Origin of the sequence: Olsenella uli (assembly GCF_016900775.1) — a bacterium.
Lineage (GTDB): Bacteria > Actinomycetota > Coriobacteriia > Coriobacteriales > Atopobiaceae > Thermophilibacter > Thermophilibacter uli_A.
Genome location: NZ_JACJKN010000005.1, coordinates 1 through 26543, shown reverse-complemented (window position 1 = coordinate 26543; position 26543 = coordinate 1). Strand labels below are relative to the sequence as shown.

Genomic DNA, 26543 nt, shown 5'->3' with positions numbered 1-26543 from the left:
CCACCGACAATCAGAGCCTGCGGTAGGTAGCGAAGTCGAACGGGACGCCGTCGGGCGTGACGCCTCCGTCGCGCACCTCGGCGAGCTCCCAGTCGGGGCGCGCGTCGAGGTCGGGGAAGAACGTGTCGCTGGGCCGGACGCAGTGATTTCGCGTCACGACGGCCTCGGAGCAATGGGGGAGGAGCAGCTCGTACACCTGCCCGCCGCCGATGACCCACGCCTCGCCCTCGTCGGCGACGGCATCAAGTGCCTCATCGACTGAGTGCACGACCTCAACGCCATCGGGCGAGAAGGACGCGTCGCGCGTGAGCACCACGTTGCGTCGGTTCTTGAGCGGACGCCCCCCGGGGAAGCTCTCGAGCGTGCGCCGGCCCATGATGACGGGGTGTCCCGTCGTGCAGGCCACGAAGTGCCGCATGTCCTCGCGATTCTCCACGACCATCCCACCATCGAGCCCAATGCCCCAGTCGTCGCATACCGCCACGATCGCCTTCAGCTTGCAGCTCATCTCTCATACCTTTCTGTAAGGTGGTGGTCCGGCATGTCGCCCCGTGCTCAGACAGCTTCGCCGGGCAAAGGACGCCCGGCTGCAGAACTGCGCGCGGGACGACATGCCGGGCCACGAGCTCGAGAAACGCAGGCGAGGGGATGGGCGGCTTTGTCCCGCCGCGAGTTCTTGCCGAGCGCTCTTCTCGGCAAGCTGTTTGAGCACCGGAGCAATGCCGCCCATCCCCTCGCCGGACGCTCACACCGCGATCGGGATGTTCCTCACCTGCGGGCCGTGCTCGTAGTTTTCGACGATTAGGTCGTCGGTCGTGAAGTCGTAGAAGTTCGTGACGTCGGGGTTGAGGCGCACCGTGGGTGCGGGGAAGGTCGGGCGCGCTATGAGCTCGCGGATGACGTCCACGTGCCGGTCGTAGATGTGGGCGTCAGCGATCATGTGGACGAGCTCGCCGGCGTTCATGCCCGAGACCTGCGCCACCATCATGAGCAGGATCGCGTACTGGCAGACGTTCCAGTTGTTGGCCGCCAGCACGTCCTGGCTGCGCTGGACGAGCACCATGTTGAGCGTGGGGCGCCCCTCGCCCGGCTCCTGCGTCACGTTGTAGATCGCGTTGTAGGCGCAGGGGTAGAGGTTCATCTCGGAGAGGTCGGCGAAGGTGTAGAGGTTCGTCATGATGCGGCGCGAGTAGGGGTTCTCGCGCAGGTCCTTGAGGACGCGGTCCATCTGGTCGAAGTCGCCGTCGGGGTAGTGCGAGACCTGGCCCACCTGGTAGCCGTACGCCTTGCCGATCGAGCCCGTCTCGTCCGCCCACTCGTCCCAGATGTGGGAGTTGAGGTCGTGGATGTTGTTGGACTTGCGCTGGTAGATCCACAGCACCTCGTCCATCGCGGACTTGAGCGCCGTGCGGCGAAGCGTCAGCGCGGGAAACTCCTCGCGCAGGTCGTAGCGGTTGCACACGCCAAAGCGCTTGATCGTGTAGGCGGGCGTGCCGTCCTCCCAGCGCGGGCGGACCCTCTGGCCCTCGGTGGTGGTGCCGTGCTCGATGATGTCCGAGCACATGGAGATGAAGATGTCGTCTGCCTTGCTCATCGCGTCCCTCCTCGCCGTCCCGTCGCCCTAGGCGTCATACGGGCTCTCGAAGGGGGCCGCGTGCCCGTCCTCGGCCCAGGGCAGGCCTGTCCCGTACCCCTCGTCCCAGTCGCCGTCCCAGTCGTCGTCCGTCCACGCGTCATCCCACAGGCGCGAGCTGCTCGCGATCGAGCCGAGCGCGGAGCTGCAGCTGGAGAAGCTCATGGCGAGAAGGACGAGCAGGGCCGCGACCACGCCGAACACGACGTAGGCGGTCGGGCCGGACTCCGAGTTGCGCGGGTCGGTGGTGCCGCTCGCGCTCTCGATGACGGGGGCCTCGGGTGTGAGGCTCCTCTCGTCGGGCTGTTCGTTCACGATGCTCCTCTCGTTGGCTTGCCCCATCATAGCAGCCCCGGCGGCCGCCCCGGCCGCGCGTCAGAGCATCTGGTCCGAGAGCGCCTCGTCCCAGTAGTACGAGAGCGCGCCCACGAGCGCCACGTCGGCGGGCAGCCACTCGACGTCGGCGAGCTCGCCGCGCGCGAGCCAGCGCAGCTCGTCGTGAGACGCGTCGGCCACGGTCGGCTCCGCGGCGTCGTCGAGCGTGCAGACGAGGCAGTCCATCGAGAGGTGGAAGTCGGGGTAGTCGTACTCGACGGTGTCGTAGGGCCAGGCCGAGCGCACGGGGCAGCCGAGCTCCTCGCGCACCTCGCGGCGCAGCGCCTCGACGGCCGTCTCTCCGGGCTCGATCTTGCCGCCGGGAAGCTCCCAGCCCCCGGGCAGCGCCCCGTCTGTGCGGTGCGCGGCGAGGATGCGCCCGTCGCGGTGGATGATGCCCGCGGCAACGCGCACGGTCCTTCTGTCTTCCATGGTCCCTCCTAGCGTTCCTGAAACCTGACGAGGGCGAAGCTCGCCCCCGCCGCGTCGTTGAGGCTCACGTCCCAGCCGTCGGCGCGCGCGTGGGCGACGGGCGTGACCACGTCCCCGAGGCGCGCCTGCGCGCAGTAGCGCACCGAGAGCGTCGCCGGCCGGGGGCGCACCCCGAGCCCGTCAAGCGCGTCCTCGGCGAAGAGCACGTACTGGGCGTTGTTGACGTGGTGGTTGGTGTCTATGCTGCGCGCCCCCACGACGACGCTCGGGCAGCTCACGCCCTCGCCCTCGGCGCGCATGCGTCGGTCGAGCGGCCCCATCTCGAGCGGCGGCTCGGCCGAGGCGTAGACGAGCTGGTGCTCGGGCACGCGGGTCGCGCGGCCGCGCTCGACGTCGTACACGATCCACTGCGAGTCCGCCCGGGCGAGCGAGCGGCCGCCCTCGCCGCGAAGCTCGAAGTTGCGCCGCGCGTGGGCGCGCGTCATCTCGTAGCACCACGTGCGGACCTCGACGGGCGCGCCGAAGGGCGGCAGCTCGTCTATCTCTATCCTCCAGAGCGCGAGCACCCAGGCGAGGCGCTCCTCGGTGAGCCGGGAGATGCCCAGGCCCAGGCTCTCCGACTGGAAGGTCGAGCAGTCCTGGAAGTAGTTCATGAGCGAGACGAGCGAGAGGCGTCCCGTGTCGTCGCACTCGCTGTAGCGGACGCGGCCACCGAACGAGTACATCTTCGTCCTCCTTGCGTAGTTTCCAAGACATGACCTTAGCAGTCCTCGGCGCGCCCGGCGCGCGAGAAGGTCGGGGCGCGGGGCGCAGTGTACAATCGAGGCGCCGGCACGGCCGGTGCACGCGACCGAGCGGCGGAAAGGGGAACCACGTGGAGGGCCTGCGCATCGCGACGATCGGGACGAGCGGCATCTGCGCGCGCTTTTGCGACGCGCTCGCGGAGTGCGAGGGCGTCGAGCTCGTCGGCACCTACTCGCGCGACCTGGACCGCGCCCGCTCCTTTGGCGGCCCGCGCGGCGCGCGCCTGTTCTTCGACGATCTCGACGCGCTCGCGGGGAGCCCCGAGGTCGACGCCGTCTACGTGGCGAGCCCCAACGCGCTGCACGCCTCCCAGACGCTCAGGATGATCGCCGGCGGCAAGCACGTGCTCGTCGAGAAGGCGCTCGCCTCCAACGAGCGCGAGGCCCGCGAGGTCTTCGACGCGGCGCGCGCCGCGGGCGTGGTCGCGCTCGAGGCGACGCGCAGCCTGCACACCCCCAGCTTCCGCGCCATCGAGCGCGTCGTCTCGGGGGAGCTGGGCCCGGTGCGCCTCGCCACGATCCGCTTCTCCAAGGTCTCCTCGCGCATGCCGCGCCTGCTCGCGGGGGAGCGCGTCAACATCTTCGACCCCGCCCTCGCGGCCGGCGCCCTCATGGACATCGGCGTCTACTGCGTGGAGCCCGCGGTCGCGCTCTTCGGCCGCCCGGACGAGGTGCGCGCGCTCTCCGTCACGGCGCCGGTGCCGGGATGCGCCGAGGGGGACCCCTGCTCGACGATCGACCTCGCCGGCGAGGTCATCCTCGGCTACGCCGACAAGGTCGTGAGCCTCTCCTACGGCAAGGCGAGCGACGGGATGCTCGGCTCGCAGGTCGAGGGCGAGCGCGGCACGCTCGTCTGGGAGCCCACCTCGGGCCCCGAGCGCCTGTGGCTCCACGAGTGCGCGGTCGCGGGCCAGGTCTTCCGCGTCGAGCGGGCCGAGATGCGGCCCCTCGAGGTGGAGGTGCCCGAGAACGACATGGTCTGCGAGCTCGCCGACTTCGTGGCCGCGGCGCGCGGCGACGCGGCGGCTCTCGCGGCGCGGGAGCGCTTCGAGCGCGTGACGCTCGACTCCCTGGCCGTGATGGACGAGGTGCGCCGCCAGGCGGGCGTGCGCTTCCCGGCGGACCTCCTCTGAGCGCGCGGATGGGCCGGTCCGACCTGCGCGCCGCGGCCGCGGCGGCGCTGCCCGTCATGCTGGGGTACCTCACCATCGGCATCCCCTGCGGGGTCATGGAGGCCGAGGCCGGCCTCTCGCCGCTCTGGGCCTTCGTGGTCTCTGCGACCTTCTACTCGGGCGCGGGACAGTTCATGATGTCCTCGCTCGCCCTCGCTGGCACACCCGTCGCCGCCATGGTGGCGAGCGTCTCGCTGCTGAGCGCGCGGCAGACCCTCTACGCCGCCGCGCTCGCGCCGCACGTCTCGTCCGCGCCGCGGCCGCTCGCGGTCCTCTTCGCCGCCACGGTGACTGACGAGAGCTTCGGCGTCAACCTCGACCGCTTCGTCTCCGACGGCGCCTGGACGCCCCTGCGCGCGACGCTCGTCAACCTCATGAGCATGCTCTCCTGGGCCGCCGCCAACGCGCTCGGCGCCGCGGTGGGCCCCGCGCTCGCCATCCCCACCGCCGTCATGTCGTTCGCCATGACGTCGATCTTCGTCTGCCTGCTCGTGGGGCAGCGATGGGTCGCGCGCACGGCCGCGGCGGCGCTCGCCGCCGCCTGCACGGTCGTGGCGCTTAGGCTCTGCGGGGCGGGCTCGCTCGCGGTCTTCTTCGGGGCGATCGCGGGCGTCGCGGCCGGGCTCGCCGCCGACGCCCTCGCGCGGGGGAGGCGTGCGCGGTGAGCGGCTCTGACTTCCTCGTCTTCTACGCGTGCGTGCTCGTCGTGATGCTCGCCTGCCGCTGCCTGCCGCTGCTCGCCCTCAAGGGCCGGCCGCTCTCGCCGCGCACGGGCGAGGCGCTCGCGCTCATCCCTCCCGCCGCCTTCGCCGCCCTCGTGGCAAACGACCTCTTCGACCCCGCCGCCCCGCTCCGGCCGGCGCCGCTCGTCGCGGCCGCCCTCGTGGCCCTCGTGGCGAGAAGGACGGGCTCGCTCATCTGGTGCGCCGTCACGGGGATGGCCTCCTACGCGGCGCTCGCCGCCCTCGGTCTGGGGTAGGGGCGGCCTCGGGAGCTCGCTTCTCATGGCGCTCCCGCCGCCAGGAATTGGGTGCGAGGGCCGGGGGCATGCGCGCGTTGCGGGATTCGGGCTCGTGGCAACTCCCGGGCCGCAGGCGTTGTCGCTTTGGGGATTATGGCAGCCGGATGCGGGCGTCAACTGGACGTTCTTCTCGGCACGTTGCGGATTGCGGGGTTGTGGCGGGGCGACTGCCGCCATAGCCCCGCATTCGGCAACGCCACGGGCGCGGGATTGCCGCAACCCCCAAAGCGGCGGCGCCGAAGGTGGCTAAGCCCATGGCCCGCCGTACGCACCGGCCGGGGCGGCGCGTTCCGTCTCGACGCTTGACCTCCGGCGAGGGCGTCGCTATGCGTCGGGGTAGGCGATGACGTCGGAGCCGCCAAAGCGGCTCGGGCCGTCGTCGCCGCTCGCGTAGGGGCCCATCGAGTCGACGACGATGCGCGCGGCGGCGGGGAGCACGCGCGCCTCGTAGGAGGTCACGAGGCCGGGGATCACGTCGCCGTCCACCTCGAGCGCCGCGGGCTCGTCGATCTCGACGTGTATCTCGCGGCCGCGGAAGCTCTCCAGGTGGGGCCTGCCCATCACCTTGCCGCTGCGGTCCATGAGCCCGAAGGCGAGGGGCTTCAGGAGCTGGGCGGCGTCGGAGGTCTCGGCCACGATGACGTCGAGCATGCCGTCGTCCATCCGGCAGTCGGGGATGAGCTCGATGTCCCCCTGTATCATCGCGTTGTTGGCGACGAGGCAGGTGATCCCCTCGCGCTCGTGGGTGGCCCCGTCCACGGTGATGCGGAAGCGCACGACCGCGGGGCGGGGGTTGGAGAGCGCCGCGGCGAAGTAGGCCGCCTGGCCCATGATGGCCTTGTTGGGCAGCGCCGCCTGCATGAGCTGGGCGTCGAAGCCCGTCCCCGACATGAGGGCAAAGCCGCGCGAGCCGCCCGCCCCGCGCGCGTCCGACCAGGAGATCTCGCCGAGGTCGACGAGGGCCGTCTTGCCCTTGCGGCAGGCGCGCGCGAGCGCGGAGGGCTCGGGCGCGTTGCCGATGTTGGCGGCGAGCAGGTTGGCGGTGCCGGAGGGAAAGACGCAGACCGGGATGCCCGTCCCGGCGAGGGCGTGCAGGAGCGCGGCCACGGTGCCGTCGCCGCCCGAGGCCACCACGAGGTCGAAGCCCTCGGCCCCCGCGCAGGCCTCGCGCGCGTCGAAGTCCTCGTCGAGGACCCTGAGCACGCACTCGTCGCCCTCACGCGCGAGCGAGCGCTCGAACTGGAACACGGCGTCCGAGCCGAATCCGGACCTCGGGTTGTGGATGATGAGGGTGCGCATGGGTCTCCTCCCCGGGACGCGGGGGCTATTGGGTATCATGGAACGCGCCGCCGCCCGCGAGGGGCGCGGCACCCCCTTATGGTACCCAAACCTCGCATGACACAGAATCGAGCGCCGTGTACGTATCGACCCCCTCCGAGCTTGCCGACTTCTGCGAGCGCGCCGCATCTGCCAAGGTCCTCGCCGTGGACACCGAGTTCCTGCGCGAGAAGACCTACTATCCCCGGCTCTGCCTCGTCCAGGTCGCCGCGGGAGACGAGATTGCCGCCATCGACCCCATCCTCATAGATGACCTCGCGCCCCTCCGGGCGCTTCTCGAGGACCCCACGGTCACGAAGGTCCTGCACGCCTGCAGCCAGGACATCGAGGTCCTGCTCGACGGGCTCGGCTGCGCGTGCGCGCCCGTGTTCGACACGCAGGTCGCCGCGGCCTTCCTCGGCATGCGCCAGCAGGCGAGCTACGGCGCGCTCGTGGACGCCTACTGCGGCGTCCACCTGCCCAAGGCCGAGTCGCTCACTGACTGGTCGAGGCGCCCCCTCGACCCCGAGCAGCTCGCCTACGCCGAGGACGACGTCCGCTACCTGCCGGGGATCTACGAGACGATGATGGCGCGCCTGGTCGAGCTCGACCGGCTCTCGTGGGTCGAGCCCGAGATGGCCGAGCTCGCCGACCCGGCGCGCGTGCGGCGCGACCCCCGGGAGGCCTACCTCAGGCTCCGGCGCTCGGGCTCGCTGACGCGCCGGCAGCTTGCCGTCGCGCGCGAGGTGTGCGCCTGGCGCGAGGAGGTGGCCGCCCGGCGCGACGTCCCGCGCAAGTGGGTCGTCTCCGACGAGGTGGCCGTCGAGGTCTGCAAGCGCGCGCCGACCACCCTCGAGCGACTGAGGCGCATCCGCGGGACCGACCAGCTCGGCGAGCGCGAGGGGGCGCGGCTCGTCGCGGCCGTCGCGCGGGGCCTCGCGTGCCCGGCCGAGGAGTGCCCCAAGGTCACGCGCCACGCCCGGCCCTCCGCCGAGACGGAGAGCGTGATAGACCTCATGTACGCGGTCCTGCGGCTCGTCTCCGAGCGCAGCGGCGTGGCCACGCAGCTCATCGCCACGAGAGACGACCTGCTCGACTTCGTCTCGGACCGCGAGGGCTCGCGCCTCTCGCGCTCCTGGCGCTGGGAGCTCGCCGGGCGCACGCTCGAGCGGCTGCTCGCGGGGGAGGTCGGCCTCACCGTCAAGGAGGGGCGCATCGAGCTGCTCTAGCCGCGGGGCGAGAAGGGCGCGCGCCCGGGGAATTATTGTCCGGCGCGCGGGTAGAATGGTCCTCAGTCAACCGATTGGAGACAGGACATGCCCCTCTACTACGGCTTCTACGGCATTGACATGGGCTACTACCTCATCGCGCTCGTGGCCCTCGCCATCGGCGGCGTGGCGCAGGCCTACATCAGGAGCACCTACCGCAAGTGGTCCAAGGTGCCCGCCAACGTCGGCGGCACGGGCGCGGACGTCGCGCGGCGCATGCTCGCCGAGGGCGGCGCCGGCGAGGTGGGCATCACGCGCGTCGCGGGCTCGCTGACCGACCACTACGACCCGCGCGACAACCGCCTGCACCTCTCAGACGACAACTACCGCGGGGCGTCGGTGGCCTCGGTCGCCGTCGCGTGCCACGAGGCGGGCCACGCCATCCAGGCCGCCCAGGGCTTCGGGCTCTACCGCCTGCGCTCGGCGCTCGTCCCGGCGGTCAACATCGCGCAGCAGGGCTGGGTGCTCGTGCTCGTGCTCGGCGTGATGCTCAACGCCCTCAACCTTGTCCAGCTCGCCATCCTGCTCTTCGCCCTCTCCGTGGTGTTCCAGCTCGTCACGCTGCCCGTGGAGATCGACGCCTCGCGCCGCGCCGTCGCCTACCTCTCCCAGAACGGCGCCGGGCTCGACGAGCAGGGCGCCCGCAAGGTCCTCACCGCCGCGGCGCTCACGTACGTGGCGGCCGCGCTCACTTCCATCATGCAGCTCCTCTACCTCCTCGGCCGCTACGGCGGCAGGGGGGAGGAGTGATGTCGGGCGAGTCCCGCGCGTCCTCGGCGCCCATCTCGGTATCCGACGCCGTGGCGCTCGCCAAGGGCGCCGTCTCCGCCTGGCCGACGCTCGTCGTCTCGGGCGAGGTCTCGGGCTTCCGCGGGCCCAACGCCCGCTCGGGCCACTGCTACTTCGAGGTGAAGGACGAGGGCGCCGCCATGAGCGTCATCGTCTGGCGCGGCACAGCGGCCAAGATGGGCTTCCAGCTGCGCGACGGCCTCACCGTGCAGCTCACGGGCAAGTTCGACGTCTACCAGGCCTCGGGCAAGCTCTCCTTCGTCGCGAGCAGGGTTGAGGCGGCGGGCGAGGGGCTGCTCCGCCAGCAGGTGGCCGAGCTCGCGCGCCGGCTCGAGCGCGAGGGCCTCATGGCGCAGGAGCGCAAGCGGCACGTCCCCGTGTTCTGCTCGCGCGTCTGCGTGGTGACCTCGCTTTCCGGAAGCGTCATCGAGGACGTCAAGCGCACGCTCGCGCGGCGCAACCCTCTCGTCGAGATCGATGTCGTGGGCTGCTCGGTGCAGGGCGCCTCCGCCCCCGCCACCATCGTCCGCGCGCTCGCCACGGCCGCGGCCGCCCGCCCGGACGCGATCCTGCTCGTGCGCGGCGGCGGCTCCTTCGAGGACCTCATGTGCTTCAACGACGAGTCGGTCGCGCGCGCCGTGGCGGCCTGCCCCGTCCCGGTGGTGACGGGCATCGGGCACGAGCCCGACACCACGATCGCCGACATGGTGGCCGACCGGCGCGCCTCCACGCCCACCGCGGCGGCGGAGTCCGTGGCGCCGGCGATCGACGACGTCGAGCGGCAGATGCTCCAGCGCCAGGTGCGCCTGGGGCGGGCCATGTCCGCCGCGCTCGAGGTCCGCTCCCAGCGGGCGGGCTCGCTCGCGCGCCTCATGGCGACGTCCATGTCCGCCGCGCTCTCCAGGCGCCGGGTGGCAGTCGAGGCGCTCGGCGCTAGGCGCTGCCTCACGGACCCGCTCTCCCCGGTGCGCGACCGCGAGGCGGACCTCATGCAGACCGAGCAGCGCCTGCATGACGCGATTCCGCGCGCCCTCGCGCGCGACCGCGAGGCGACCGAGCGCTCCGCCGAGCGCCTCGGCGAGCTGGCCGCGCGCCTGCTGCGCCCCGCCGAGTCCACGCTCGCGCGCCTCGCCGCCTCGCTCGACGCGCTCTCGCCGCTCTCCGTGCTCGCGCGCGGCTACGCCATCGCGCGCGACGCCGAGGGCCACGTGGTGAAGGAGGCCTCCGCGCTCTCCCGCGGGGACGCCGTGCGCGTCCTTCTGGGCACGGGCTCGATCGATGCCACCGTCACGTCCGTCAACGACTAGCTGGGCATGCGCCCGGAAAGGTGTGAGACCATGGCTGATGCAACCTACCGCCCCATCGACGAGATGACGTTCAAGGAGGCCTCCGTCGAGCTTGAGCAGATCGTGCGCGCGCTCGAGTCCGGGGAGCTCGAGCTCGAGGAGTCGCTCGAGCGCTACGCCCGCGGCGTCGAGCTCCTGAAGAGCCTGCGCGAGCGCCTCTCCGGCGCGGAGCAGAAGGTGCGCGTCCTTCTCGACGCCACCGACGAGAACGCCCCGGTGACCGACACGTCCTCGGCCCCGAGCACGGCGTATATTAACGAGTAGCCCGCGCAAACCGATGGGAGGCACCATGTCAGACTGCATCTTCTGCAAGATCGCCAACGGGGAGATCCCCTCCGAGTTCCTCTACGAGGACGAGAACGTCGTCGCCTTCAACGACCTCAACCCGCAGGCGCCCGTCCACGTGCTCGTGGTCCCCAAGGCACACCACGAGAACTTCGTCGACGACGTCCCCGCCGAGACGCTCGCCTCCATGGAGCGCGCCGTGGCGGCCGTGGCCGAGAAGACCGGGATCGCCGAGTCGGGCTTTCGCTGCATCATGAACACGGGCGCGGCGGCCGGCCAGACCGTCATGCACCTGCACATGCACGTCCTCGGCGGCCGGCCCCTCGGCGAGGGGCTGATCCCCGCCTGATTTTGTCGTAGCGCCCCTCCGGAAGCCCGCGACGGGGCGTATCATAGGGTGGATGTCCCAAACACGGAGGGTGGGGGAGACCCCGCGAGAGGAGAGTCATGAACGTCCTTGTCATCAACGCCGGCAGCTCGTCGCTCAAGTACCAGCTTCTTGACGTCGACACGCGCGAGGTCTACGCGAAGGGCAACTGCGAGCGCATCGGCATCGACGGCTCGTTCGTCGGCCACGAGGAGATGGGCGGCGAGAAGCAGAAGCTCGAGGTCGCGCTCCCCGACCACAAGACGGCCATCAAGTACGTCTTCGACATCCTCAAGACCGTGGACAAGCCCATCGGCGGCATCGGCCACCGCGTGGTCCAGGGCGGCTGGTACTTCCCCGAGTCCGCCGTCGTGACCGACGAGACGCTCGCCCAGGTCCGCGAGGTCGCCCCGCTTGCGCCGCTGCACAACTACGCCGAGGCCGACGTCATCGAGATCTGCCGCGACATGTTCCCCGAGCTCGGCAACGTCATCGTGCCGGACACGGCGTTCCACTACCACATGCCCGAGCGCGCCTGGCGCTACGCCCTCCCGCGCGACGTCGTTGACAAGTATCACGTCCGCAAGTACGGCGCCCACGGCACGAGCCACCGCTTCATCTGGCGCACCGTGCACGAGGTGATGGGCGATAAGACCCACAAGCTCGTGAGCTGCCACCTCGGCTCCGGCGCGTCCCTGTGCGCCATCGAGGACGGCACGTGCATGGACACCACGATGGGCCTCACCCCGCTCGACGGCCTCATCATGGGCACCCGCTGCGGCACGCTCGACCCGGCCACGGTCTTCTACCTCAACCGCGTGGGCGGCTACTCCATCGATGACATCGACACGATGATGAACAAGAAGTCCGGCCTGCTCGCCGTCTCCGAGGTGTCCTCGGACTCCCGCGACATCGAGGCCGGCGCCGCCAACGGCGACGAGAAGTGCCAGATGGCCCTCGACATGTTCTACTACCGCACCTCCCAGCTCATCGCCGAGATGGCGGCCTCGATGGAGGGCTTCGACACGATGGCCTTCACCGCCGGCATCGGCGAGAACTCGCCCGAGATGCGCGCCGGCGTGGCCAACCGCCTCGCCTGGATGGGCGTCAAGATCGACGACGAGAAGAACGCCGTCCGCTCCGACGAGCCGCGCGTGATCTCCACGCCGGACTCCTCGATCACCGTCATGGTGGTCCCCACCAACGAGGAGTACATGATCGCCCTCGACGTCGCGGAGCTGCTGGGGTAGCGCCGTCGGCGACATCGTGAGCCTGCGCGCGGGGCCTGCCTCTGGGGGCGGGCCCCGCTTTGCGTGGACGGCCAGGCTGAGGCCCGCCGGCCGAGCATGCCCCCGCGCACAGTCCGACGGCACTGAGGCGCGTTTCCGTGCGCGGGGGCATGCTCGGCCAAACCGTGCGCGAGCGCATGCTCGGGCGCCGCACGCGAGCTCGTGAGGCGACGGTCGCCGCCCGTCGAGCATGCCGCGGGGTGCGGCTCTCGCCCTGCGGCAAGGCGCGTCTACGTTAGCGCAGGATTTCGCGCGGCCGGGTGCGCTGTCTGAAATCCTAGTGAGTTGGGTACAATTTGTGAGTGTCAACGGCCAACGTCCCGAAAGGATTCCATCATGGCCCTCAACGACCTCATGCTCAGCCGCCGACAGGCCCTCGGCCTCGGCGCCGCCGCCCTTGCCAGCCTCGGACTCGCCGCCTGCGGCGACGCGGAGGCCCCCGCCCCCTCGGCCAATGAGGAGGCGACCGAGGAGACCCAGCTCGACGCCGCCGCCTACGACGAGCTCATCGCCGCGGGCGCCGTCGCCGCCGACGACGTCGTCGCCGCCTCGGCGTGGGCGAGCGCGGTCAAGGAGGCGGGCACCCTGCGCGTCGGCGGCGTCCAGACGTCGCTGCTCTTCTCGTCGCTCAACGAGCAGGACGGCGTGACCCGCGGCTTTGACGCCGGCCTCTCCCAGCTGCTCACGCGCTACATCCTGGGGGACGAGACCAAGCAGGAGATCACCCAGGTCACCTCCGACACCCGCGAGTCCGTGCTCCAGAACGACCAGGTCGACGTCGTCTTTGCCACCTACTCGATCACGGACGCCCGCAAGGAGATCATCTCCTTCGCCGGCCCCTACTACAGCACCCAGCAGTCCATCCTCGTGATGGCCGACAACTCCGACATCAACTCCGTCGAGGACCTCGCCGGCAGGAACGTCGCCGCGCAGTCCGGCTCCACCGGCCCCTCTATCCTCGAGGAGTACGCACCGGAGGCCAATGTCCAGGAGTTCAAGACCGACGAGGAGGCCCGCACGGCGCTCTCCCAGGGTCGCGTCGACGCCTACGTGATTGACACGGCGATGCAGATGGGCTCGATGACGCGCAACCCCGGCCGCTACCGCCTCGCGGGCGACCCCTTCGGCCCCGTCGACCCCTACGGCATCGGCCTGCCGCACGACTCCGACGGCGTCGCGTTCGTCAACGCCTGGCTCCAGCAGATCGAGGACGAGGGCATCTGGGAGCAGCTCTGGCAGCTCTGCATCGGTGACCGCGCCGGCATCGAGGAGGCGCCGGAGCCTCCCGCGATCGGCGCCTAGCCGCCGTCGGGCGCCCGGCGGGCCTTCCGTCGGGCGCCCGGCGGGCCTTCCGTCGGGCGCCCCTCATGATCTTGCGTCCCCCTGCGTCAACGGGAGGTTCCATGGGGCTCTCGGAGCTTCTCTCAACTTACGGACAGAACTACCTGGACGGACTTCTCGCCACGTGGTCGATGACGGCGGTGTCGTTCGTCTTCGTCATGGTGCTCGCCGTGCTCGTGACGGTCGCGCGGGTGAGCCCGGTCGCGCCCCTGCGCGGCCTCGGCGAGCTCTACGTCCAGGTCTTCCGCAATATCCCCGGCGTGGCGCTGCTCATCATCATCGCCTACGCCCTGCCGCAGCTGCGCGTGGTCCTCGACTGGCGCACCTGCGTCATCGTGACCGTGGTGCTGCTCGGCTCGGCCTTCGGCTCGGAGAACTTCATGAGCGGCATCAACACGATCGGCGTCGGGCAGATCGAGGCGGCGCGCTCCGTGGGGCTCACGTTCACGCAGATCCTGCGCCACGTCGTGATCCCGCAGGCGCTGCGCACGACGGTCCTGCCCATGACCAACCTGCTCATCGCCGTCATGCTCACGACGGCGCTCGGCTCCCAGGTGCCGCTCTCGCCCCAGGAGCTTACGGGCGTGGTCTCCTACGTCAACACGCGCGCCACGGGCGGCATCCTCGCCTTCCTGATTTCGGCGCTCGGCTACGTGGCCACGGCGTTTGTCATCTCGTTTATCGGCAACAGGATTGACAGGAGGGTGAGGATTCTCCGATGAGCGCACACGCCAACACCGCGCCGAGCGTGCGCGACGCCCTCTACGAGGCCCCCGGCCCGCGCGCCCGGCGCCGCATCGCGGTGGGCACCGCGATCTCCGCCGTCCTTCTCGCCCTGCTTGCGGCGCTCGTCGTCCGCCAGTTCTCCGTGACGGGCCAGCTCGCGCCGCGCTACTGGTCGTTCCTGCTCGAGTGGCCCACGTGGCGCTTCCTGCTGCAGGGCTTCGTCGGCACCGTCGAGGTGGCCCTCACGGCGGGCGCCATCGCGCTCGTGCTCGGCCTCGCGCTCATGCTGGGGCGCACGAGCGGCATCGCCCCGCTCGCGGCTGCGTGCCGCGCGGTCACGGACTTCTTCCGCGGCGTGCCGAGCCTGCTGCTCATCTACTTCTTCTTCCTCGTTATCCCGCAGTACGGCATCCAGATGCCCGCCTTCTGGATGCTCACCCTGCCGGTGGCGCTCGCGGCCTCGGGCGTGCTCGCCGAGGTCTTCCGCGCGGGCGTGAACGCCGTGCCCAAGGGACAGGTGGAGGCCGCGCTCTCTATCGGCCTCAGCCCGGCGCAGACCATGCGAAAGATCGTGCTGCCCCAGGCGGTGCGCTACGTCATCCCCTCGCTCATCGCCCAGCTCGTCGTCGTGGTCAAGGACACGACGGTCGCCTACGTGGTGAGCTACCCGGACCTCATGCAGAACGCGCGCGTGCTCATCACCAACTACGACGCGCTGCTCTCCATGTACCTCGTCGTCGCCGTCATCTACATCCTGATCAACTTTGCCATCAACAAGGCCTCGGTCTACGTCGCCCGCCGCACGGGCGTCAAGATCATTCGCTAGGAACGGGAGTGCCATGAGCCAAGACAGCGCAACCGAGAAGAACGTGCCGGTGATCGAGCTGCGCCACGTGGACAAGCGCTACGGGGACCTCCACGTCCTGCGCGACGTCAGCCTCAGCGTGGGGCGCGGCGAGGTCGTCGTGGTGATCGGCCCCTCCGGCTCCGGGAAGTCCACGATGTGCCGCACCATCAACCGGCTCGAGACCATCGACTCCGGCGAGATCCTCATCGAGGGCGAGCCGCTCCCGCAGGAGGGGCGCGACCTCGCCCGCATGCGCGCGGAGCTCGGTATGGTCTTCCAGCAGTTCAACCTCTTCGCGCACATGACGATCCTCGACAACGTCACACTCGGGCCGCGCGAGGTCCTCGGCATGGGCAGGGAGGAGGCCGAGGCGCGCGCGATGGAGCTCCTCGAGCGCGTCGGCGTGGGCGAGCAGGCGCACAAGGTGCCCGCCCAGCTCTCCGGCGGCCAGCAGCAGCGCGCCGCCATCGCGCGCTCGCTCGCGATGCGCCCCAAGGCCATGATGTTCGACGAGCCCACGAGCGCGCTCGACCCCGAGATGATCAACGAGGTCCTCGACGTCATGGTGGAGCTTGCGCGCAGGGGCATGACGATGGTCGTGGTCACGCACGAGATGGGCTTCGCCCGGCGCGTGGCCGACCGCGTGGTCTTCATGGCCGACGGACAGATCGTGGAGGAGGGCGCCCCCGACGAGTTCTTCGAGCGCCCCCAGAGCCAGCGGGCGCGCGACTTCCTCGACTCCATCAGGGGGCACTAGCATGGCGAGAAGACCGGTCGTGCTCATGGCGCCCCGCTGGGTGCCGGAGTCCCGCGCGGGCTTGGAGCGGATGGCCCCGCAGGAGGCCATCGCGGACTGCTTCGTGGACGCCATCCTCGCGGCGGGCGGCCTGCCGCTCGTCATGTCGCTCACTGAGGACGAGGGCGTCATCGACTCCTACCTCGAGCTTGCGGACGGCATCGCCGTCCCCGGCGGGCCCGACGTCAACCCGCGCCGGTGGGGGAGCGACATGGACTACGACCCCGCGCTCCTCTGCGAGCAGCGCGACGCCTTCGAGTTCCCGCTCGTGGTGCGCGCCCTCGCGGCGGACCTGCCGCTGCTCACCACCTGCCGCGGGACGCAGCTCCTGAACGTGGCGCTCGGCGGCACGCTCTGCATGGACGTGCCGAGCCTCGGCGCGCCCGAGGGCATGGCGCAGTGGAGGCACGAGGGCATCCTGAACGACCCCGCGCACCCGGTCGAGGTGGAGCCCGAGTCGCTCCTCTCGCGGGCCCTCGGCGGCGTGACGTCCGCACAGGTCAACTCCGCGCACCACTGCTGCGTCGACCGCCTGGGCGAGGGCGTGCGCCTCGTCGCGCGCGCCACCGACGGCGTGCCCGAGGCCATCGAGGTGCCCGGCCGGCGCTTCTGCGTGGGCGTGCAGTGGCACCCCGAGTACACCTGGCGGACCCTGCCGACGGACCGCGCGCTCTGGCGCTCGTTCGTGGACGCCTGCCGCTAGCCCTTCTCGCTCGCCGCATCGAGCATGCTCCCATGCACGGATTCGTCGAGCATGCCCCCATGCACGGTTTTCCGCCGGAGGGGGCTTGTTTCGTGCGCCGGGGCATGCTCGGCGGCACCGTGCGCATGCGCATGCCCGCGGCGTCCCCGCGGGGCCCGGGACGAGAAGAACGTGCCGCCCGGGATGCCGTTGCGCACGGATCGCCGGGCGGCAGAGTCGGTTGCTCGGACGCGCGTCGGCGCTACCGGACGAAGTGGTAGGCGATCCTCGGGGTTCCGTCGTCACAGATGATGGTGCCGCGCCTGACGAACCCCGCGCGCTCGAGGGCGCGGCGCATGGGGGCGTTGTCCTCGTGGGTGTCCGCCCGCACGTTGTCGTGGCGCGCGCAGAGCCAGGAGAGCATCTGGGAGCCGAGGCCGCGGCCCTGCTCGGCGCAGGCGAGCCGGTGCATGACCCAGTACGGCCGGTCGTTCAGCCAGGGCTCGCCCTCGATGGCGGCGTAGGTGCGGTCGGGCCCGGGCATGACGCTCATGCAGGCCACGGGCCCCGCGCCCTCGTCGAGCACCCAGAGCCAGCCTCCCGCGAGGTCGCGCTCGGCGCCCGCGCGGGAGGGGTAGCCGCCCACCCACTGCGTGAGGTTGCCCGTCGCGCGCATGAAGGCGCGGGCGGCGTCGTAGGCGGCCATGACCGCGTCGAGGTCGGCCTCGGTCGCCCGCCGGATGACGCCCGCCACTAGAGCGGCCTCATGGAGAAGGTCTTCTCGCAGGACTCGCCGGGCATGAGCGTGATGGTGCCGCGCTTCTCCTCGAAGACGTCGGACTCGTCGTAGGCCGTCGCGCAGCCGACCCAGGGCTCGATGGCGACGAACGGCGCCTCGGGCGACGCGGTCCACACCCCGAGGTAGTCGAAGCCCTCGAAGGAGACCTCGACGCCGTGGCCGGAGGGGCCGACGAGCCTTACGGCGCGTCCGGGCACGTCGACGAAGACCAGCGTGAGGAGCTCCGAGATGAGCTCGTGGGAGAGCCGCAGGCGGTCGGAGCCGCGGAAGAGCTCGTGCGTCTTGGAGAAGTCGTGCAGGCCAGCGGCATCGATCGTGGGGACCTCGGCGGTCCAGGGCTCGGGGAAGACGAGCTCGTAGTCCGAGAAGGACTCGCCCTCGCCGCCGGGGGCGGGGACGTTAAAGGCGGGGTGGCCGCCCAGCGTGAAGGGCAGGGGCACCCCGCCGGTGTTGGTGACCGCGAAGGTCTGGGAGAGCGCGCCGCCCTCGACGGCGTAGGTCATGTTGAGGCGGAAGTCGAAGGGGTAGGCCGCGCGCGTCTCGTCCGTGGAGGAGAGCTCGTAGGTCACGCTCGACGGGGTCTGGGACACGACGGCGTGGTCGTAGAGGCGCGCGATGCCGTGGCGCTTGAGGCGGACCTCGCCCTGGGCGCTCGTCGCGCGGTCGTTGCGCAGGCACCCGACGATGGGGAAGAGCACGGGGGCGCGGCGCGGCCAGAACCGCTTGTCGCCCTGCCAGAGGTACTCGCCCGCGTCCGTGCGCAGGCTCATGAGCTGCGCCCCGGTCGCGTCGACGCTCGCCTGGACCCTGCCGTCGGAGATGGTGGTGATGGCGCCCATGTTCTTCTCCCTTCGTTCCCTATCTCTCAAAACTTTATCTATCTCAGGACGCATTGTTGCGTGAATCTTGCCGAATGGAGGCGTTGGCGCCGCTAGCGGGCCGATGTGGCATAATAGCACGTGCAAAACACGTCCGCCTCCGGGGCGGACGGCTGCGTCGTCGCCTCAATCGTCGCGTCAAAAGGGGCGGTCGGGGACCGCTTTTTTCCAAGGAGGTACGCATGATTATCGAGGAGCTTCTGCGCTACGGCATCGCTCACACTGAGGAGAAGACCGTCATCGACGCGTCTCCGGCCGTCCTCATCGAGACCGCCGTCGAGCGCGGAGAGGGAGAGCTCACCGACACCGGCTCGCTCTCCGTCATCACCGGGCAGTACACGGGCCGCTCGCCCAAGGACCGCTTCATCGTGGACACCCCCGACGTGCACGACAAGATCGCGTGGGGCAGCGTCAACGTGCCGTTCTCCGTCGAGAACTACAACAAGATCAAGGCCGAGGTCATTGGGCACCTCTCCGAGCGGCGCCTCTTCGTGGTCCACGGCCTCGCCGGCGCCGACCGCCGCTACTCCCGCAAGATCTGCGCCGTCTGCGAGCTCGCGAGCCAGGCGCTCTTCGTGCACCAGATGCTCGTGCGCCCCACGCAGAGCGAGCTGCGCGACTTTGGCGAGGCTGACTTCGTCGTGATGGCCGCGCCCACCCTCAAGCTCGACCCGGCGGTCCACGGCACCCACTCCGAGGCCGCCGTCCTCATCAACTTCCAGGAGCGCATGATTCTCGTGGTGGGCACCCAGTACTCCGGCGAGATCAAGAAGTCCGTCTTCTCGGTGATGAACTACCTGCTGCCCGTCGAGGACAACGTGCTCACCATGCACTGCTCCTGCAACATGAACCCGCGCTCCCACGGCACCACGGTCTTCTTCGGCCTCTCCGGCACCGGCAAGACCACCCTCTCGGCCGCCGAGGACCGTCTGCTCATCGGCGACGACGAGCACGGCTGGGCTGAGGACAAGGTCTTCAACATCGAGGGCGGCTGCTACGCCAAGACCATCGACATCACCCCGGAGACCGAGCCGCAGATCTGGAACGCCATCCGCTTCGGCTCCATGTGCGAGAACGTGGTCATCGACCCCGACACCCGCGAGGCGGACTACTTCGACACCTCGCTCACCGAGAACGGCCGCGTGGCCTACCCGGTGGAGTTCGTCCCCGGCGCCGTGCGCAAGGGCCGCGCCAAGCGCACCCCCGACGTCGTGATCTTCCTCACGGCCGACGCCTTCGGCGTGCTGCCGCCGATCGCCAAGCTCGACCGCAATGCTGCCATGTATCACTTCATGACCGGCTTCACCTCCAAGGTCGCCGGCACCGAGCGTGGCATCAAGGAGCCCCAGCCCACCTTCTCCTCGCTCTTTGGCGAGCCGTTCATGCCGCTCGACCCCAACGTCTACGCCCAGATGCTCGGCGAGAAGATCGATCACGGCGGCGTGCGCGTCTACCTCATCAACACCGGCTGGACCGGCGGCCCCTACGGCACCGGCAAGCGCATGAAGCTCGCCTATACCCGCAAGATGGTCGAGGCCGCCCAGTCCGGCATCATCGACGACTGCGAGTTCGTCCACGACGAGCGCTTCAACCTCGACGTTCCCACCACCTGCCCGGGCGTGCCCTCGGAGCTGCTCAACGCCCGCAACACCTGGGAGGACCGCGCGGCCTACGACGAGATGGCCGAGAAGCTCGCTCAGATGTTCGTCGACAACGCCGAGAAGCGCCTCACCACGATGGCGCCCGAGGTCCGCGCCGCCGGCCCCAAGCCCATCATGGGGAAGTAGCCCTCTTCCGATGCGCGACGGTCCCGCCTGGGACCGAGATGGCGCCGCCCGTCCCGTCCGGGGTGGGCGGCGCCATTTTTCGTGTGGCTGATGCATAGTGCGCGAGGAGCTGCTGGGGCAGGGCCGAGGCGGGCGCCGGCATGGAAAGGGGCCCGGCGGCTGCCGCCGGGCCCCACGTTCTTCTCGCCGGTTCTTCTCGCCGCGCGCCCCGAGCGCTACTCGGCCATCTGCGCCTGGACGGCGGTGATGGCGACGACGCCCACGATGTCGTCTGCGGAGCAGCCGCGGGACAGGTCGTTCACCGGCTTGGCGATGCCCTGCAGGATGGGGCCGTAGGCGTCCGCCTGGCCGAAGCGCTGCACGAGCTTGTAGCCGATGTTGCCGGTCTCGAGGTTGGGGAAGACGAGCACGTTGGCGTGGCCGGCCACGGTGCTCTCGGGCGCCTTGAGCTGGGCCACGGAGGGCACGATGGCGGCGTCGAGCTGCAGGTCGCCGTCAACGGCGAGCTCGGGGGCCTTCTCCTTGGCGAACTTGGTGGCCTCCTGGACCTTCTTGGCGGTGTCGCCGCCGGCCGATCCCATCGTGGAGTAGGAGAGCATGGCAACCTTGGGCTCGACGTCGCCCATGAAGGTCCTGAAGGAGTTGGCCGAGGCGATGGCGATCTCGGAGAGCTCGTCGGACGTGGGATCGATGTTGAGGCCGCAGTCGGCGAAGACGAGCGTGCCGTCGGCGCCGAACTCGGGGGTCTTGGTACACATGACCATGAAGGCGGAGACGAGCTTGGTGCCCGGGGCGGTCTTGAGGATCTGCAGGGCCGGGCGCAGCGTGTTGGCCGTGGAGTGGCACGCGCCGGAGACCAGGCCGTCGGCGTCGCCCATCTTGACCATCATGGTGCCGTAGTAGGTGGCGTCCATCATCTGGGCGCGGGCCTGCTCGATGGTCACGCCCTTCTTGGCGCGCAGCTCGGCGAACTTCTGGGCATAGGCCTCGTGCTTGGGGGCGGTGGGGCTCTTCGGGTCGATGACGGTCACGCCCTCGACGTCGATCGTGGCCGGGTCGCCCAGGATGACGAGGTTGGCGAGGCCCTCCTCGACGATCTTGCGGGCCGCCTCGAGGGTGCGCGGGTCCTCGCCCTCGGGCAGGACGATGGTCTTCTTGTCCGCCTTGGCGGCGGTCTTCATGCGCGTGAGAAAGTCGCTCATGCTCTTCCTTCCAATTGTCTCGATACGCTCACGTCCTCGCGCGCCCGCCTTCCCGGATTGTGTGCGAATCGGCAGGGAGGGGCGGGCACGAGACCATTATAGGGACGAGGTGCTAGAATCTATCGCACGATTGGGCGAGCGGACCCTGCTCGTCCCGCCGCAGCGGCGGCACGCGAGTAACTGACGGCTGAGAGGACGTGTATGGGTATCGAAAACGGTCTGCCCGCCGGGTTCAATCCGGACAGCTATGACGCCATCGTCGTCGGCGCGGGGTATGCCGGCGCCGTGTGCGCACGCCGCCTTGCGGAGTCCTGCGGGTTCAAGGTCGCCATCCTCGAGCGGCGCGACCACATCGCGGGCAACGCGTACGACTACTACGACGAGGCGGGCATCCTCGTGCACAAGTACGGCCCGCACATCTACCACACCATGAGCGAGCGCGTGAACCAGTTCCTCTCGCGCTTCACGGAGTGGACCGACTACCAGCACAAGGTGCTCGCCAACATCCACGGCACGCTCATGCCGGTGCCCTTCAACCACCGCTCCCTCAAGCTCGCCTTCGGCGAGGAGAAGGGCGAGCGCCTCTACCAGAAGCTCGTGGCCACCTTCGGCGAGAACAAGAAGGTCCCCATCATGGAGCTTCGCGAGAAGAACGACCCGGAGCTCGTGGAGGTCGCCGACTACGTCTTCGAGAACGTCTTCCTGCACTACACGATGAAGCAATGGGGCCAGACGCCCGACCAGATAGACCCCTCCATCACCGGGCGCGTCCCCGTCTTCGTGGGCGACGACGACCGCTACTTCCCTGGCGCCCCCTTCCAGGGCATGCCGGCCGAGGGCTACACCGCGCTCTTCGAGCACATGCTCGAACACGACCTCATCTCGGTCTTCCTCGACGTGGACGCGCGCGACATCCTCAAGGTGTCCGACATGAGCGTCTCGGTGTGCGGCAGGCCCTACGGCGGCGAGGTCATCTACACCGGCCCGCTCGACGAGCTCTTCGACCTCGACCTGGGGGCGCTGCCGTACCGCACGCTCGACATGGTCTTCGAGACGCTCGACCAGGACCAGTTCCAGCCCGTGGGCACCGTCAACTACACCACGAGCGAGGACTTCACCCGCATCACCGAGTTCAAGAACATGACCGGCCAGGTGGTTCCCGGCAAGACCACCATCATGAAGGAGTACTCCAAGGCCTACACCCCCGGCTCCGGGGAGACGCCCTACTACGCCATCCTCGAGGACGCCAACCGCGAGCTCTACCGCCGCTACCGCGAGCGCGTCGCGGGCGTGGTGAACTTCCACTGCGTGGGCAGGCTCGCCGAGTACCGCTACTACGACATGGACGGGGTCGTGGCCTCGGCGCTCGAGCTCTCAGACGAGCTGGTGTCCCAGCACAGCTAGCGCGGACGGCGGGCCCCTCGGGGCCCGCTCACGTGATGTTTTCCGGGGCGGGCCGCGAGGGCCCGCCTCCCTTGACCCGAAGGGCCCCGATGAACAAGACCATCACCTTTGGCATCCCCTGCTACAACTCGGCCGCGTACATGGACCACTGCATCGAGTCTATCCTCGAGGGCACGGGGTATGCCGAGGACGTCCAGATCGTCATCGTGGACGACGGCTCCACCAAGGACGAGACCCCCGCGAAGTCGGACGAGTGGGCCGCGCGCCACCCCTCGCTCATCAAGGCGGTCCACCAGGAGAACGGCGGCCACGGAAAGGCCGTCATGACGGCCGTCGCCAACGCCGACGGCGTCTACTTCAAGAACATCGACTCGGACGACTGGGTGGACGGCGAGGCCGTGATGGCCCTGCTCGCTCAGCTGCGCCGCTTCATCAGCCTGGGCGACCACGTCGACCTCGTGATCACCAACTACGTCTACGAGCACGTCGAGGACGACACGCAAAACGTCGTGGACTACCACCACGTGCTGCCGCGGGGCAAGGTCTTCACCTGGAACGACATGGGCCACTTCATGATGTGGCAGTACCTACTCATGCACGCGCTCACCTACCGCGTGGACACCCTGCGCGAGGCCAACCTCCAGATGCCGCCCCACACCTTCTACGTGGACAACATCTACGCCTACGTGCCGTTCCCCAAGTGCCGCAGCATCTACTACCTCGATGCGGACGTCTACCGCTACTTCATCGGCCGCGAGGACCAGTCCGTGAACGACAAGGTGCTCACGAGCCGCGTGGACCACTACTGGCGCGTCGCCCGCATCATGATGCACGCCTACCACGTCTACGACGACATCTCCTCGGCGAAGCTGCGCAGCTACATGATGAACTACTTCACGATCATCATGGCCATCTGCTCGGTCTTCTCCAAGAAGAGCGACCGCCCGGACGCCATGGACGAGCTCCAGGCCCTCTGGGACGAGCTCAGGGCGTACGACAAGCGCATGTACCGCCGCGCGCGCCACGGCATCGTGGGCATGGCCACCAACCTCCCCGGCACGGTGGGCCGCTCGCTCACGCTCGCCGGCTACAAGGCCGCGCAGAAGCTCGTGAAGTTCAACTAGCCTCTCCGCCGCTTTTCGGCCAAGCGCCCGCCCTTCTCCCCAGCCCACTGCTTCGCAGGAGTCGCCGGGCGAGAAGGGCGGGCGCTTGGCCGTCGGCCGATGCCGCCTCACACCGCCGCGGCATGCCGGTGGGTCAGCCGCGAATGCGCTGCCCCGCGGGGTGGCACTCAGATGCGGAACTGAGTGCGGGCCGATGCTCAAATCCGGAAGTGAGCGCGTCGACGGTGTCTCGTCCGCACGCAGATGCGGAACTGAGCACGATGGCGGCTCTGACCCCGCGTCCCGATGCGAAGCCGAGCGCACTGCGGCCCCTCTGCGGCACTCAGATGCGGAATTGCGCACGGGCTCGTACTCAAATCCTGAACTGAGCGTGGGCTGATGCTCAAATCCGGAAATGAGTGTGGCCGTGCTGCTGGCTCGGCGCTCAGATGCCGTACTGAGCGCGAGACCGTACTCAAATCCGGAAATGAGCGCGGCCCGGCACTCAGATGCGGAACTGAGTGCCGGGCCGCGCAGGCGAGATGCGAGGATGCGCCTAGAGGTCGCGCGCGGCGGGATAGCCGTAGGCCGTCTCGGCCTGGCGCGCGCCGTCGGCGATGGCGCGCCCGAGCGCGCGCGTGGCGAGCGAGCCCACCACGTCGACGGGCGCCTCCACCGCGCCCGTGGCCATGACGAAGACGGTGTCGCCGTCGTTGGTGGTGTGGGTGGGGGAGATGGCGTGGGCGTAGGCGTCGGCCGCCATCTGGGCTACCTTGGTTGCCTGCGCCTTGGTGAGCCGGGCGTTGGTGACGACGCAGGAGATCGTGGTGTTGGTCCGCCCGAGCGGCATGCTCGCCGAGCCGCCGAGAAGGACGTCGAGGGTGCACGCGAGCCCGCCCGTCTCCCCGCGCATCCCGGCGATCGGCTCCCCCGTGTCGGGGTCTCGCACGTCGCCGCATGCGTTAACGGCGGAGACCGCGCCGCAGACGAGCTCGCCGGCGCGCTCGACGTCCTCGCCGAGGCCGCCCTTCATGGCGCGCTCGGGCCCGGCGAGCTTTCCGACGGTGCATCCCGTCCCCGCCCCGACGTTGCCGCGCGTGAGCGGGGCGCCGGGGTCGTCGAGGGCGCGGGCGCATGCGACACGCCCGTCATCGGCCGTGGGCCGCACGCCCGGGTCCCCGCAGGCGAGGTCGAACAGGCATGCCCCGGACACGATGGGCACACGCGCCACGCCCACGTCGAGGCCGACGCCGCGGCGCTCGAGCTCCTCGGCCACGCCGCATGCCGCCGCGAGCCCGAACGCGCTTCCCCCGGAGAGCACGACGGCGTGAAGCGCCTCGACGGTCTCCTCGGGGCGGAGGAGGTCCGTCTCGCGCGTGGCGGGGGCGCCGCCCCGAACGTCGACGCCCCCCGTGGCGCCCCCCGGGCAGACGATGACGGTGCACCCGGTTCCCGCCGCCTCGTTGGTTGCGTGGGCGGCAAAGACGCCCGGGATCTGCGTGACGCTCTGGATGTTCTTCTCGCTAGGCATGGGGCCCTCCCATCCTGATGGATTCCGCGACGGGGTCTGTCCCGCCGTCCATGAGCCGGCCGAGCTCGCGCACCAGGCGGGCGACGGGCAGGCCGACGACATTGGGGTAGTCGCCGTCGATCTTTCTCACGAGCATGCGCCCCGCCCCCTGGATGCCGTAGGCGCCCGCCTTGTCGAGCGGCTCGCCGGTGGCGACGTAGGCCGCGACCTCTGCCTCGGTGAGCTCCCAGAACGTGACGTCCGTGGTCTCGACGAAGCGCGTCTCGGCCATGCGCCCTCCGTCCGGGGAGAGCCTCATCGCGCAAACGCCCGTGGAGACGTGGTGCGTGCGGCCTGAGAGCTCGCGCAGCATCGCCGTCGCGTCGGAGGCGTCCGAGGGCTTCCCCAGGGCCTCGTCGCCCATCCACACGATGGTGTCCGCCGCGACGAGCAGGTCATCGCGGACCCCCGCGCCCAGGCTCGCCCGGACCGCCTCCGCCTTCTCGGCGGCGAGCCGGTTCACCAGCTCGACGGGGGTCTCTCCCGGCAGTCGGGACTCGTCGATCTGGGCGGGGATGATGGTGAGCCCAAAGCCCGCGTCCGCCAGCAGCTCGCGGCGGCGGGGGGATTGCGAGGCGAGTATCACGCGCGGCCTCCTGTCCGTGTCACGTTGCGCGTCCCATTGTAGGATCGCCCCTGCGCTCGCACGGGCAGACGCGGGGGCGGCAAACAAAAAAACGGGGGCCGCACGCGGCCCCCGCACGACTCGGGATGTCCTGACGCCTACTCCACGACGATGGCGGAGACGGGGCAGTTGTCAGCGGCCTCCTGGGCGGCGTCCTCGGCGTCCTCGGGGACGTCCTCCTCGATGGCGACGGCGACGCCGTCGTCAGAGATGGAGAAGACGTCGGGGCAGGTGCCCTCGCAGAGCCCGCAGCCGATGCAATCCTCGTTGACCGTAGCCTTCATGTTGTTTCCTCTCTCTAGCCTGGGCCTGGGCCCCTCGCCCAGGTTCATTCTGTTTTTACACGTTTCGCGCCGCTCGCGCAACCGTTACCCGCGTATAGCCCAAAATGACGCTCGGACGGCCCTGAGCTGGGCTTATATTCCTAGCTGCCCGGTGGGTTTTGGGCGCGCGGGGCGGCCGTGCGCGTCGCGCCACGAACCCGGGGCGATTGGGTGCCGCGCCCCTCTCGCGCCGCCGAGAGTCCCCTCCCGCCCGGGCCTCCCCGCGATTGGGTGGCATGTCTGATATCAACCTTCGTCTTTATCAAGCATGCCACCCAACTGGTGCCCATATCTGGCGAGAAGAACAAGCCTTGCTTTAATCTGAGCGGAAAGAGTCGTCTCGGGCGGGCGGGGGCATCAAGG

At 69.9% G+C, this 26543-nt stretch carries 29 protein-coding genes; 17 read left to right on the top strand and 12 right to left on the bottom strand.

Features of this window, described 5'->3' with window-relative positions; all coding sequences use genetic code 11:
- Nucleotides 1–10: 10 nt before the first annotated feature.
- The 5 genes from H6A23_RS04465 to H6A23_RS04445 form a co-directional block, all read right to left on the bottom strand.
- Entirely contained in the window at nucleotides 11–508 is a 498-nt protein-coding gene (locus H6A23_RS04465; protein ID WP_204830999.1) for a dihydrofolate reductase, read from the bottom strand.
- A gap of 237 nt (nucleotides 509–745) precedes the next feature.
- Nucleotides 746–1594 carry a thymidylate synthase gene (gene thyA, locus H6A23_RS04460; protein ID WP_204830998.1) on the bottom strand — a complete coding sequence of 283 codons (849 nt, stop codon included), beginning with the start codon at nucleotides 1592–1594 and terminating at the stop codon, nucleotides 746–748.
- Between the two features lie 27 nt (nucleotides 1595–1621).
- Nucleotides 1622–1948, bottom strand: coding sequence for a hypothetical protein (locus H6A23_RS04455; RefSeq protein WP_204830997.1), 327 nt, complete (start codon nucleotides 1946–1948; stop codon nucleotides 1622–1624).
- A gap of 60 nt (nucleotides 1949–2008) precedes the next feature.
- Nucleotides 2009–2440 carry a (deoxy)nucleoside triphosphate pyrophosphohydrolase gene (locus tag H6A23_RS04450; RefSeq protein WP_204830996.1) on the bottom strand — a complete coding sequence of 144 codons (432 nt, stop codon included), beginning with the start codon at nucleotides 2438–2440 and terminating at the stop codon, nucleotides 2009–2011.
- Between the two features lie 8 nt (nucleotides 2441–2448).
- On the bottom strand, nucleotides 2449–3165 hold the full coding sequence (locus tag H6A23_RS04445; protein WP_204830995.1) for an acyl-[acyl-carrier-protein] thioesterase: 717 nt from the start codon (nucleotides 3163–3165) through the stop codon (nucleotides 2449–2451).
- Nucleotides 3166–3314: 149 nt separating this feature from the next.
- Between H6A23_RS04445 and H6A23_RS04440 the strand changes: the two genes are divergently transcribed.
- The 3 genes from H6A23_RS04440 to H6A23_RS04430 are packed head-to-tail and all read left to right on the top strand — an operon-like array spanning nucleotide 3315 to nucleotide 5394.
- Nucleotides 3315–4376, top strand: a complete 1062-nt coding sequence (locus H6A23_RS04440) for a Gfo/Idh/MocA family protein (protein ID WP_353653011.1) — start codon at nucleotides 3315–3317, stop codon at nucleotides 4374–4376.
- Nucleotides 4377–4384: 8 nt separating this feature from the next.
- The gene (locus tag H6A23_RS04435) at nucleotides 4385–5080 is read left to right on the top strand and encodes an AzlC family ABC transporter permease (protein ID WP_204830993.1); all 696 of its coding nucleotides are present in this window, start codon (nucleotides 4385–4387) and stop codon (nucleotides 5078–5080) included.
- Nucleotides 5077–5394 carry an AzlD domain-containing protein gene (locus tag H6A23_RS04430; RefSeq protein WP_353653010.1) on the top strand — a complete coding sequence of 106 codons (318 nt, stop codon included), beginning with the start codon at nucleotides 5077–5079 and terminating at the stop codon, nucleotides 5392–5394. Before H6A23_RS04435 ends, H6A23_RS04430 begins: the two co-directional genes overlap by 4 nt.
- A 366-nt stretch (nucleotides 5395–5760) precedes the next feature.
- Here H6A23_RS04430 and H6A23_RS04425 read toward each other — a convergent pair whose 3' ends face one another.
- Entirely contained in the window at nucleotides 5761–6735 is a 975-nt protein-coding gene (locus H6A23_RS04425) for a diacylglycerol/lipid kinase family protein (RefSeq protein WP_204830992.1), read from the bottom strand.
- A 116-nt stretch (nucleotides 6736–6851) separates the two neighbouring features.
- Here H6A23_RS04425 and rnd point away from each other — a divergent pair, with 116 nt between their 5' ends.
- The 11 genes from rnd (at nucleotide 6852) to H6A23_RS04370 (ending at nucleotide 16510) form a co-directional block, all read left to right on the top strand.
- Nucleotides 6852–7982, top strand: coding sequence for a ribonuclease D (gene rnd, locus H6A23_RS04420; protein WP_204830991.1), 1131 nt, complete (start codon nucleotides 6852–6854; stop codon nucleotides 7980–7982).
- A gap of 87 nt (nucleotides 7983–8069) precedes the next feature.
- Nucleotides 8070–8771, top strand: a complete 702-nt coding sequence (locus H6A23_RS04415; RefSeq protein WP_204830990.1) for a zinc metallopeptidase — start codon at nucleotides 8070–8072, stop codon at nucleotides 8769–8771.
- Nucleotides 8771–10117, top strand: coding sequence for an exodeoxyribonuclease VII large subunit (gene xseA, locus H6A23_RS04410; protein WP_204830989.1), 1347 nt, complete (start codon nucleotides 8771–8773; stop codon nucleotides 10115–10117). Before H6A23_RS04415 ends, xseA begins: the two co-directional genes overlap by 1 nt.
- Before the next feature lie 30 nt (nucleotides 10118–10147).
- Nucleotides 10148–10420: an exodeoxyribonuclease VII small subunit gene (gene xseB / locus H6A23_RS04405; RefSeq protein WP_204830988.1), complete on the top strand. Its 273-nt coding sequence runs from the start codon at nucleotides 10148–10150 to the stop codon at nucleotides 10418–10420.
- A gap of 25 nt (nucleotides 10421–10445) precedes the next feature.
- Complete coding sequence (locus H6A23_RS04400; RefSeq protein ID WP_204830987.1) at nucleotides 10446–10790, top strand: histidine triad nucleotide-binding protein; 345 nt, start codon at nucleotides 10446–10448, stop codon at nucleotides 10788–10790.
- Nucleotides 10791–10888: 98 nt separating this feature from the next.
- Nucleotides 10889–12058, top strand: a complete 1170-nt coding sequence (locus H6A23_RS04395) for an acetate/propionate family kinase (RefSeq protein ID WP_204830986.1) — start codon at nucleotides 10889–10891, stop codon at nucleotides 12056–12058.
- A 375-nt stretch (nucleotides 12059–12433) separates the two neighbouring features.
- A complete protein-coding gene (locus tag H6A23_RS04390) occupies nucleotides 12434–13399 on the top strand; it encodes a glutamate ABC transporter substrate-binding protein (RefSeq protein ID WP_204830985.1) in 966 nt (321 codons plus the stop codon).
- A gap of 101 nt (nucleotides 13400–13500) precedes the next feature.
- Nucleotides 13501–14160 carry an amino acid ABC transporter permease gene (locus H6A23_RS04385; protein WP_204830984.1) on the top strand — a complete coding sequence of 220 codons (660 nt, stop codon included), beginning with the start codon at nucleotides 13501–13503 and terminating at the stop codon, nucleotides 14158–14160.
- Nucleotides 14157–14990, top strand: a complete 834-nt coding sequence (locus H6A23_RS04380) for an amino acid ABC transporter permease (RefSeq protein ID WP_204830983.1) — start codon at nucleotides 14157–14159, stop codon at nucleotides 14988–14990. Before H6A23_RS04385 ends, H6A23_RS04380 begins: the two co-directional genes overlap by 4 nt.
- A gap of 13 nt (nucleotides 14991–15003) precedes the next feature.
- Nucleotides 15004–15768 carry an amino acid ABC transporter ATP-binding protein gene (locus tag H6A23_RS04375; protein ID WP_286165804.1) on the top strand — a complete coding sequence of 255 codons (765 nt, stop codon included), beginning with the start codon at nucleotides 15004–15006 and terminating at the stop codon, nucleotides 15766–15768.
- A gap of 1 nt (nucleotide 15769) precedes the next feature.
- Nucleotides 15770–16510 carry a gamma-glutamyl-gamma-aminobutyrate hydrolase family protein gene (locus H6A23_RS04370; RefSeq protein WP_204830982.1) on the top strand — a complete coding sequence of 247 codons (741 nt, stop codon included), beginning with the start codon at nucleotides 15770–15772 and terminating at the stop codon, nucleotides 16508–16510.
- Nucleotides 16511–16751: 241 nt separating this feature from the next.
- On the opposite strand, the gene H6A23_RS04365 is transcribed toward H6A23_RS04370, so the two are convergent.
- Both H6A23_RS04365 and H6A23_RS04360 read right to left on the bottom strand, forming a co-directional pair.
- Entirely contained in the window at nucleotides 16752–17243 is a 492-nt protein-coding gene (locus tag H6A23_RS04365; protein ID WP_204830981.1) for a GNAT family N-acetyltransferase, read from the bottom strand.
- Nucleotides 17243–18127, bottom strand: coding sequence for an aldose 1-epimerase family protein (locus H6A23_RS04360; protein WP_204830980.1), 885 nt, complete (start codon nucleotides 18125–18127; stop codon nucleotides 17243–17245). The genes H6A23_RS04365 and H6A23_RS04360 overlap by 1 nt, the downstream gene beginning before the upstream one ends.
- Nucleotides 18128–18348: 221 nt before the next feature.
- Between H6A23_RS04360 and pckA the strand changes: the two genes are divergently transcribed.
- Entirely contained in the window at nucleotides 18349–19953 is a 1605-nt protein-coding gene (pckA, locus tag H6A23_RS04355; protein ID WP_204830979.1) for a phosphoenolpyruvate carboxykinase (ATP), read from the top strand.
- Nucleotides 19954–20168: 215 nt separating this feature from the next.
- On the opposite strand, the gene pta is transcribed toward pckA, so the two are convergent.
- Complete coding sequence (pta, locus tag H6A23_RS04350) at nucleotides 20169–21155, bottom strand: phosphate acetyltransferase (RefSeq protein ID WP_204830978.1); 987 nt, start codon at nucleotides 21153–21155, stop codon at nucleotides 20169–20171.
- A 201-nt stretch (nucleotides 21156–21356) separates the two neighbouring features.
- Here pta and glf point away from each other — a divergent pair, with 201 nt between their 5' ends.
- Together glf and H6A23_RS04340 are read left to right on the top strand one after the other, a co-directional pair.
- The gene (gene glf / locus H6A23_RS04345) at nucleotides 21357–22559 is read left to right on the top strand and encodes a UDP-galactopyranose mutase (protein WP_204830977.1); all 1203 of its coding nucleotides are present in this window, start codon (nucleotides 21357–21359) and stop codon (nucleotides 22557–22559) included.
- An 89-nt stretch (nucleotides 22560–22648) separates the two neighbouring features.
- A complete protein-coding gene (locus tag H6A23_RS04340; RefSeq protein WP_204830976.1) occupies nucleotides 22649–23683 on the top strand; it encodes a glycosyltransferase family 2 protein in 1035 nt (344 codons plus the stop codon).
- Nucleotides 23684–24218: 535 nt separating this feature from the next.
- Here the strand turns inward: H6A23_RS04340 and H6A23_RS04335 are convergent.
- From H6A23_RS04335 to H6A23_RS04325, 3 genes are all read right to left on the bottom strand, one after another.
- Nucleotides 24219–25193 carry a P1 family peptidase gene (locus tag H6A23_RS04335; protein ID WP_204830975.1) on the bottom strand — a complete coding sequence of 325 codons (975 nt, stop codon included), beginning with the start codon at nucleotides 25191–25193 and terminating at the stop codon, nucleotides 24219–24221.
- Nucleotides 25186–25818, bottom strand: a complete 633-nt coding sequence (locus H6A23_RS04330) for a Maf family protein (protein WP_204830974.1) — start codon at nucleotides 25816–25818, stop codon at nucleotides 25186–25188. The genes H6A23_RS04335 and H6A23_RS04330 overlap by 8 nt, the downstream gene beginning before the upstream one ends.
- A 137-nt stretch (nucleotides 25819–25955) precedes the next feature.
- Nucleotides 25956–26141 (bottom strand): ferredoxin, encoded by a 186-nt coding sequence (locus H6A23_RS04325; protein WP_075280240.1) that lies wholly within the window; start codon nucleotides 26139–26141, stop codon nucleotides 25956–25958.
- Nucleotides 26142–26543: the final 402 nt, after the last annotated feature.

Excerpts from the sequence above, each read along its gene's own strand:
- H6A23_RS04375 (WP_286165804.1), top strand. The coding sequence starts at position 15,004 with ATGAGCCAAGACAGCGCAACCGAGAAGAACGTGCCGGTGATCGAGCTG.
- H6A23_RS04400 (WP_204830987.1), top strand. The coding sequence starts at position 10,446 with ATGTCAGACTGCATCTTCTGCAAGATCGCCAACGGGGAGATCCCCTCC.
- H6A23_RS04370 (WP_204830982.1), top strand. The coding sequence starts at position 15,770 with ATGGCGAGAAGACCGGTCGTGCTCATGGCGCCCCGCTGGGTGCCGGAG.
- H6A23_RS04415 (WP_204830990.1), top strand. The coding sequence starts at position 8,070 with ATGCCCCTCTACTACGGCTTCTACGGCATTGACATGGGCTACTACCTC.
- xseB (WP_204830988.1), top strand. The coding sequence starts at position 10,148 with ATGGCTGATGCAACCTACCGCCCCATCGACGAGATGACGTTCAAGGAG.
- glf (WP_204830977.1), top strand. The coding sequence starts at position 21,357 with ATGGGTATCGAAAACGGTCTGCCCGCCGGGTTCAATCCGGACAGCTAT.
- H6A23_RS04340 (WP_204830976.1), top strand. The coding sequence starts at position 22,649 with ATGAACAAGACCATCACCTTTGGCATCCCCTGCTACAACTCGGCCGCG.
- H6A23_RS04360 (WP_204830980.1), bottom strand. The coding sequence starts at position 18,127 with ATGGGCGCCATCACCACCATCTCCGACGGCAGGGTCCAGGCGAGCGTC.
- H6A23_RS04325 (WP_075280240.1), bottom strand. The coding sequence starts at position 26,141 with ATGAAGGCTACGGTCAACGAGGATTGCATCGGCTGCGGGCTCTGCGAG.
- H6A23_RS04390 (WP_204830985.1), top strand. The coding sequence starts at position 12,434 with ATGGCCCTCAACGACCTCATGCTCAGCCGCCGACAGGCCCTCGGCCTC.
- H6A23_RS04445 (WP_204830995.1), bottom strand. The coding sequence starts at position 3,165 with ATGTACTCGTTCGGTGGCCGCGTCCGCTACAGCGAGTGCGACGACACG.
- xseA (WP_204830989.1), top strand. The coding sequence starts at position 8,771 with ATGTCGGGCGAGTCCCGCGCGTCCTCGGCGCCCATCTCGGTATCCGAC.
- H6A23_RS04450 (WP_204830996.1), bottom strand. The coding sequence starts at position 2,440 with ATGGAAGACAGAAGGACCGTGCGCGTTGCCGCGGGCATCATCCACCGC.
- H6A23_RS04435 (WP_204830993.1), top strand. The coding sequence starts at position 4,385 with ATGGGCCGGTCCGACCTGCGCGCCGCGGCCGCGGCGGCGCTGCCCGTC.
- pckA (WP_204830979.1), top strand. The coding sequence starts at position 18,349 with ATGATTATCGAGGAGCTTCTGCGCTACGGCATCGCTCACACTGAGGAG.
- H6A23_RS04380 (WP_204830983.1), top strand. The coding sequence starts at position 14,157 with ATGAGCGCACACGCCAACACCGCGCCGAGCGTGCGCGACGCCCTCTAC.
- pta (WP_204830978.1), bottom strand. The coding sequence starts at position 21,155 with ATGAGCGACTTTCTCACGCGCATGAAGACCGCCGCCAAGGCGGACAAG.
- thyA (WP_204830998.1), bottom strand. The coding sequence starts at position 1,594 with ATGAGCAAGGCAGACGACATCTTCATCTCCATGTGCTCGGACATCATC.
- H6A23_RS04385 (WP_204830984.1), top strand. The coding sequence starts at position 13,501 with ATGGGGCTCTCGGAGCTTCTCTCAACTTACGGACAGAACTACCTGGAC.
- H6A23_RS04335 (WP_204830975.1), bottom strand. The coding sequence starts at position 25,193 with ATGCCTAGCGAGAAGAACATCCAGAGCGTCACGCAGATCCCGGGCGTC.
- H6A23_RS04465 (WP_204830999.1), bottom strand. The coding sequence starts at position 508 with ATGAGCTGCAAGCTGAAGGCGATCGTGGCGGTATGCGACGACTGGGGC.
- H6A23_RS04395 (WP_204830986.1), top strand. The coding sequence starts at position 10,889 with ATGAACGTCCTTGTCATCAACGCCGGCAGCTCGTCGCTCAAGTACCAG.
- H6A23_RS04425 (WP_204830992.1), bottom strand. The coding sequence starts at position 6,735 with ATGCGCACCCTCATCATCCACAACCCGAGGTCCGGATTCGGCTCGGAC.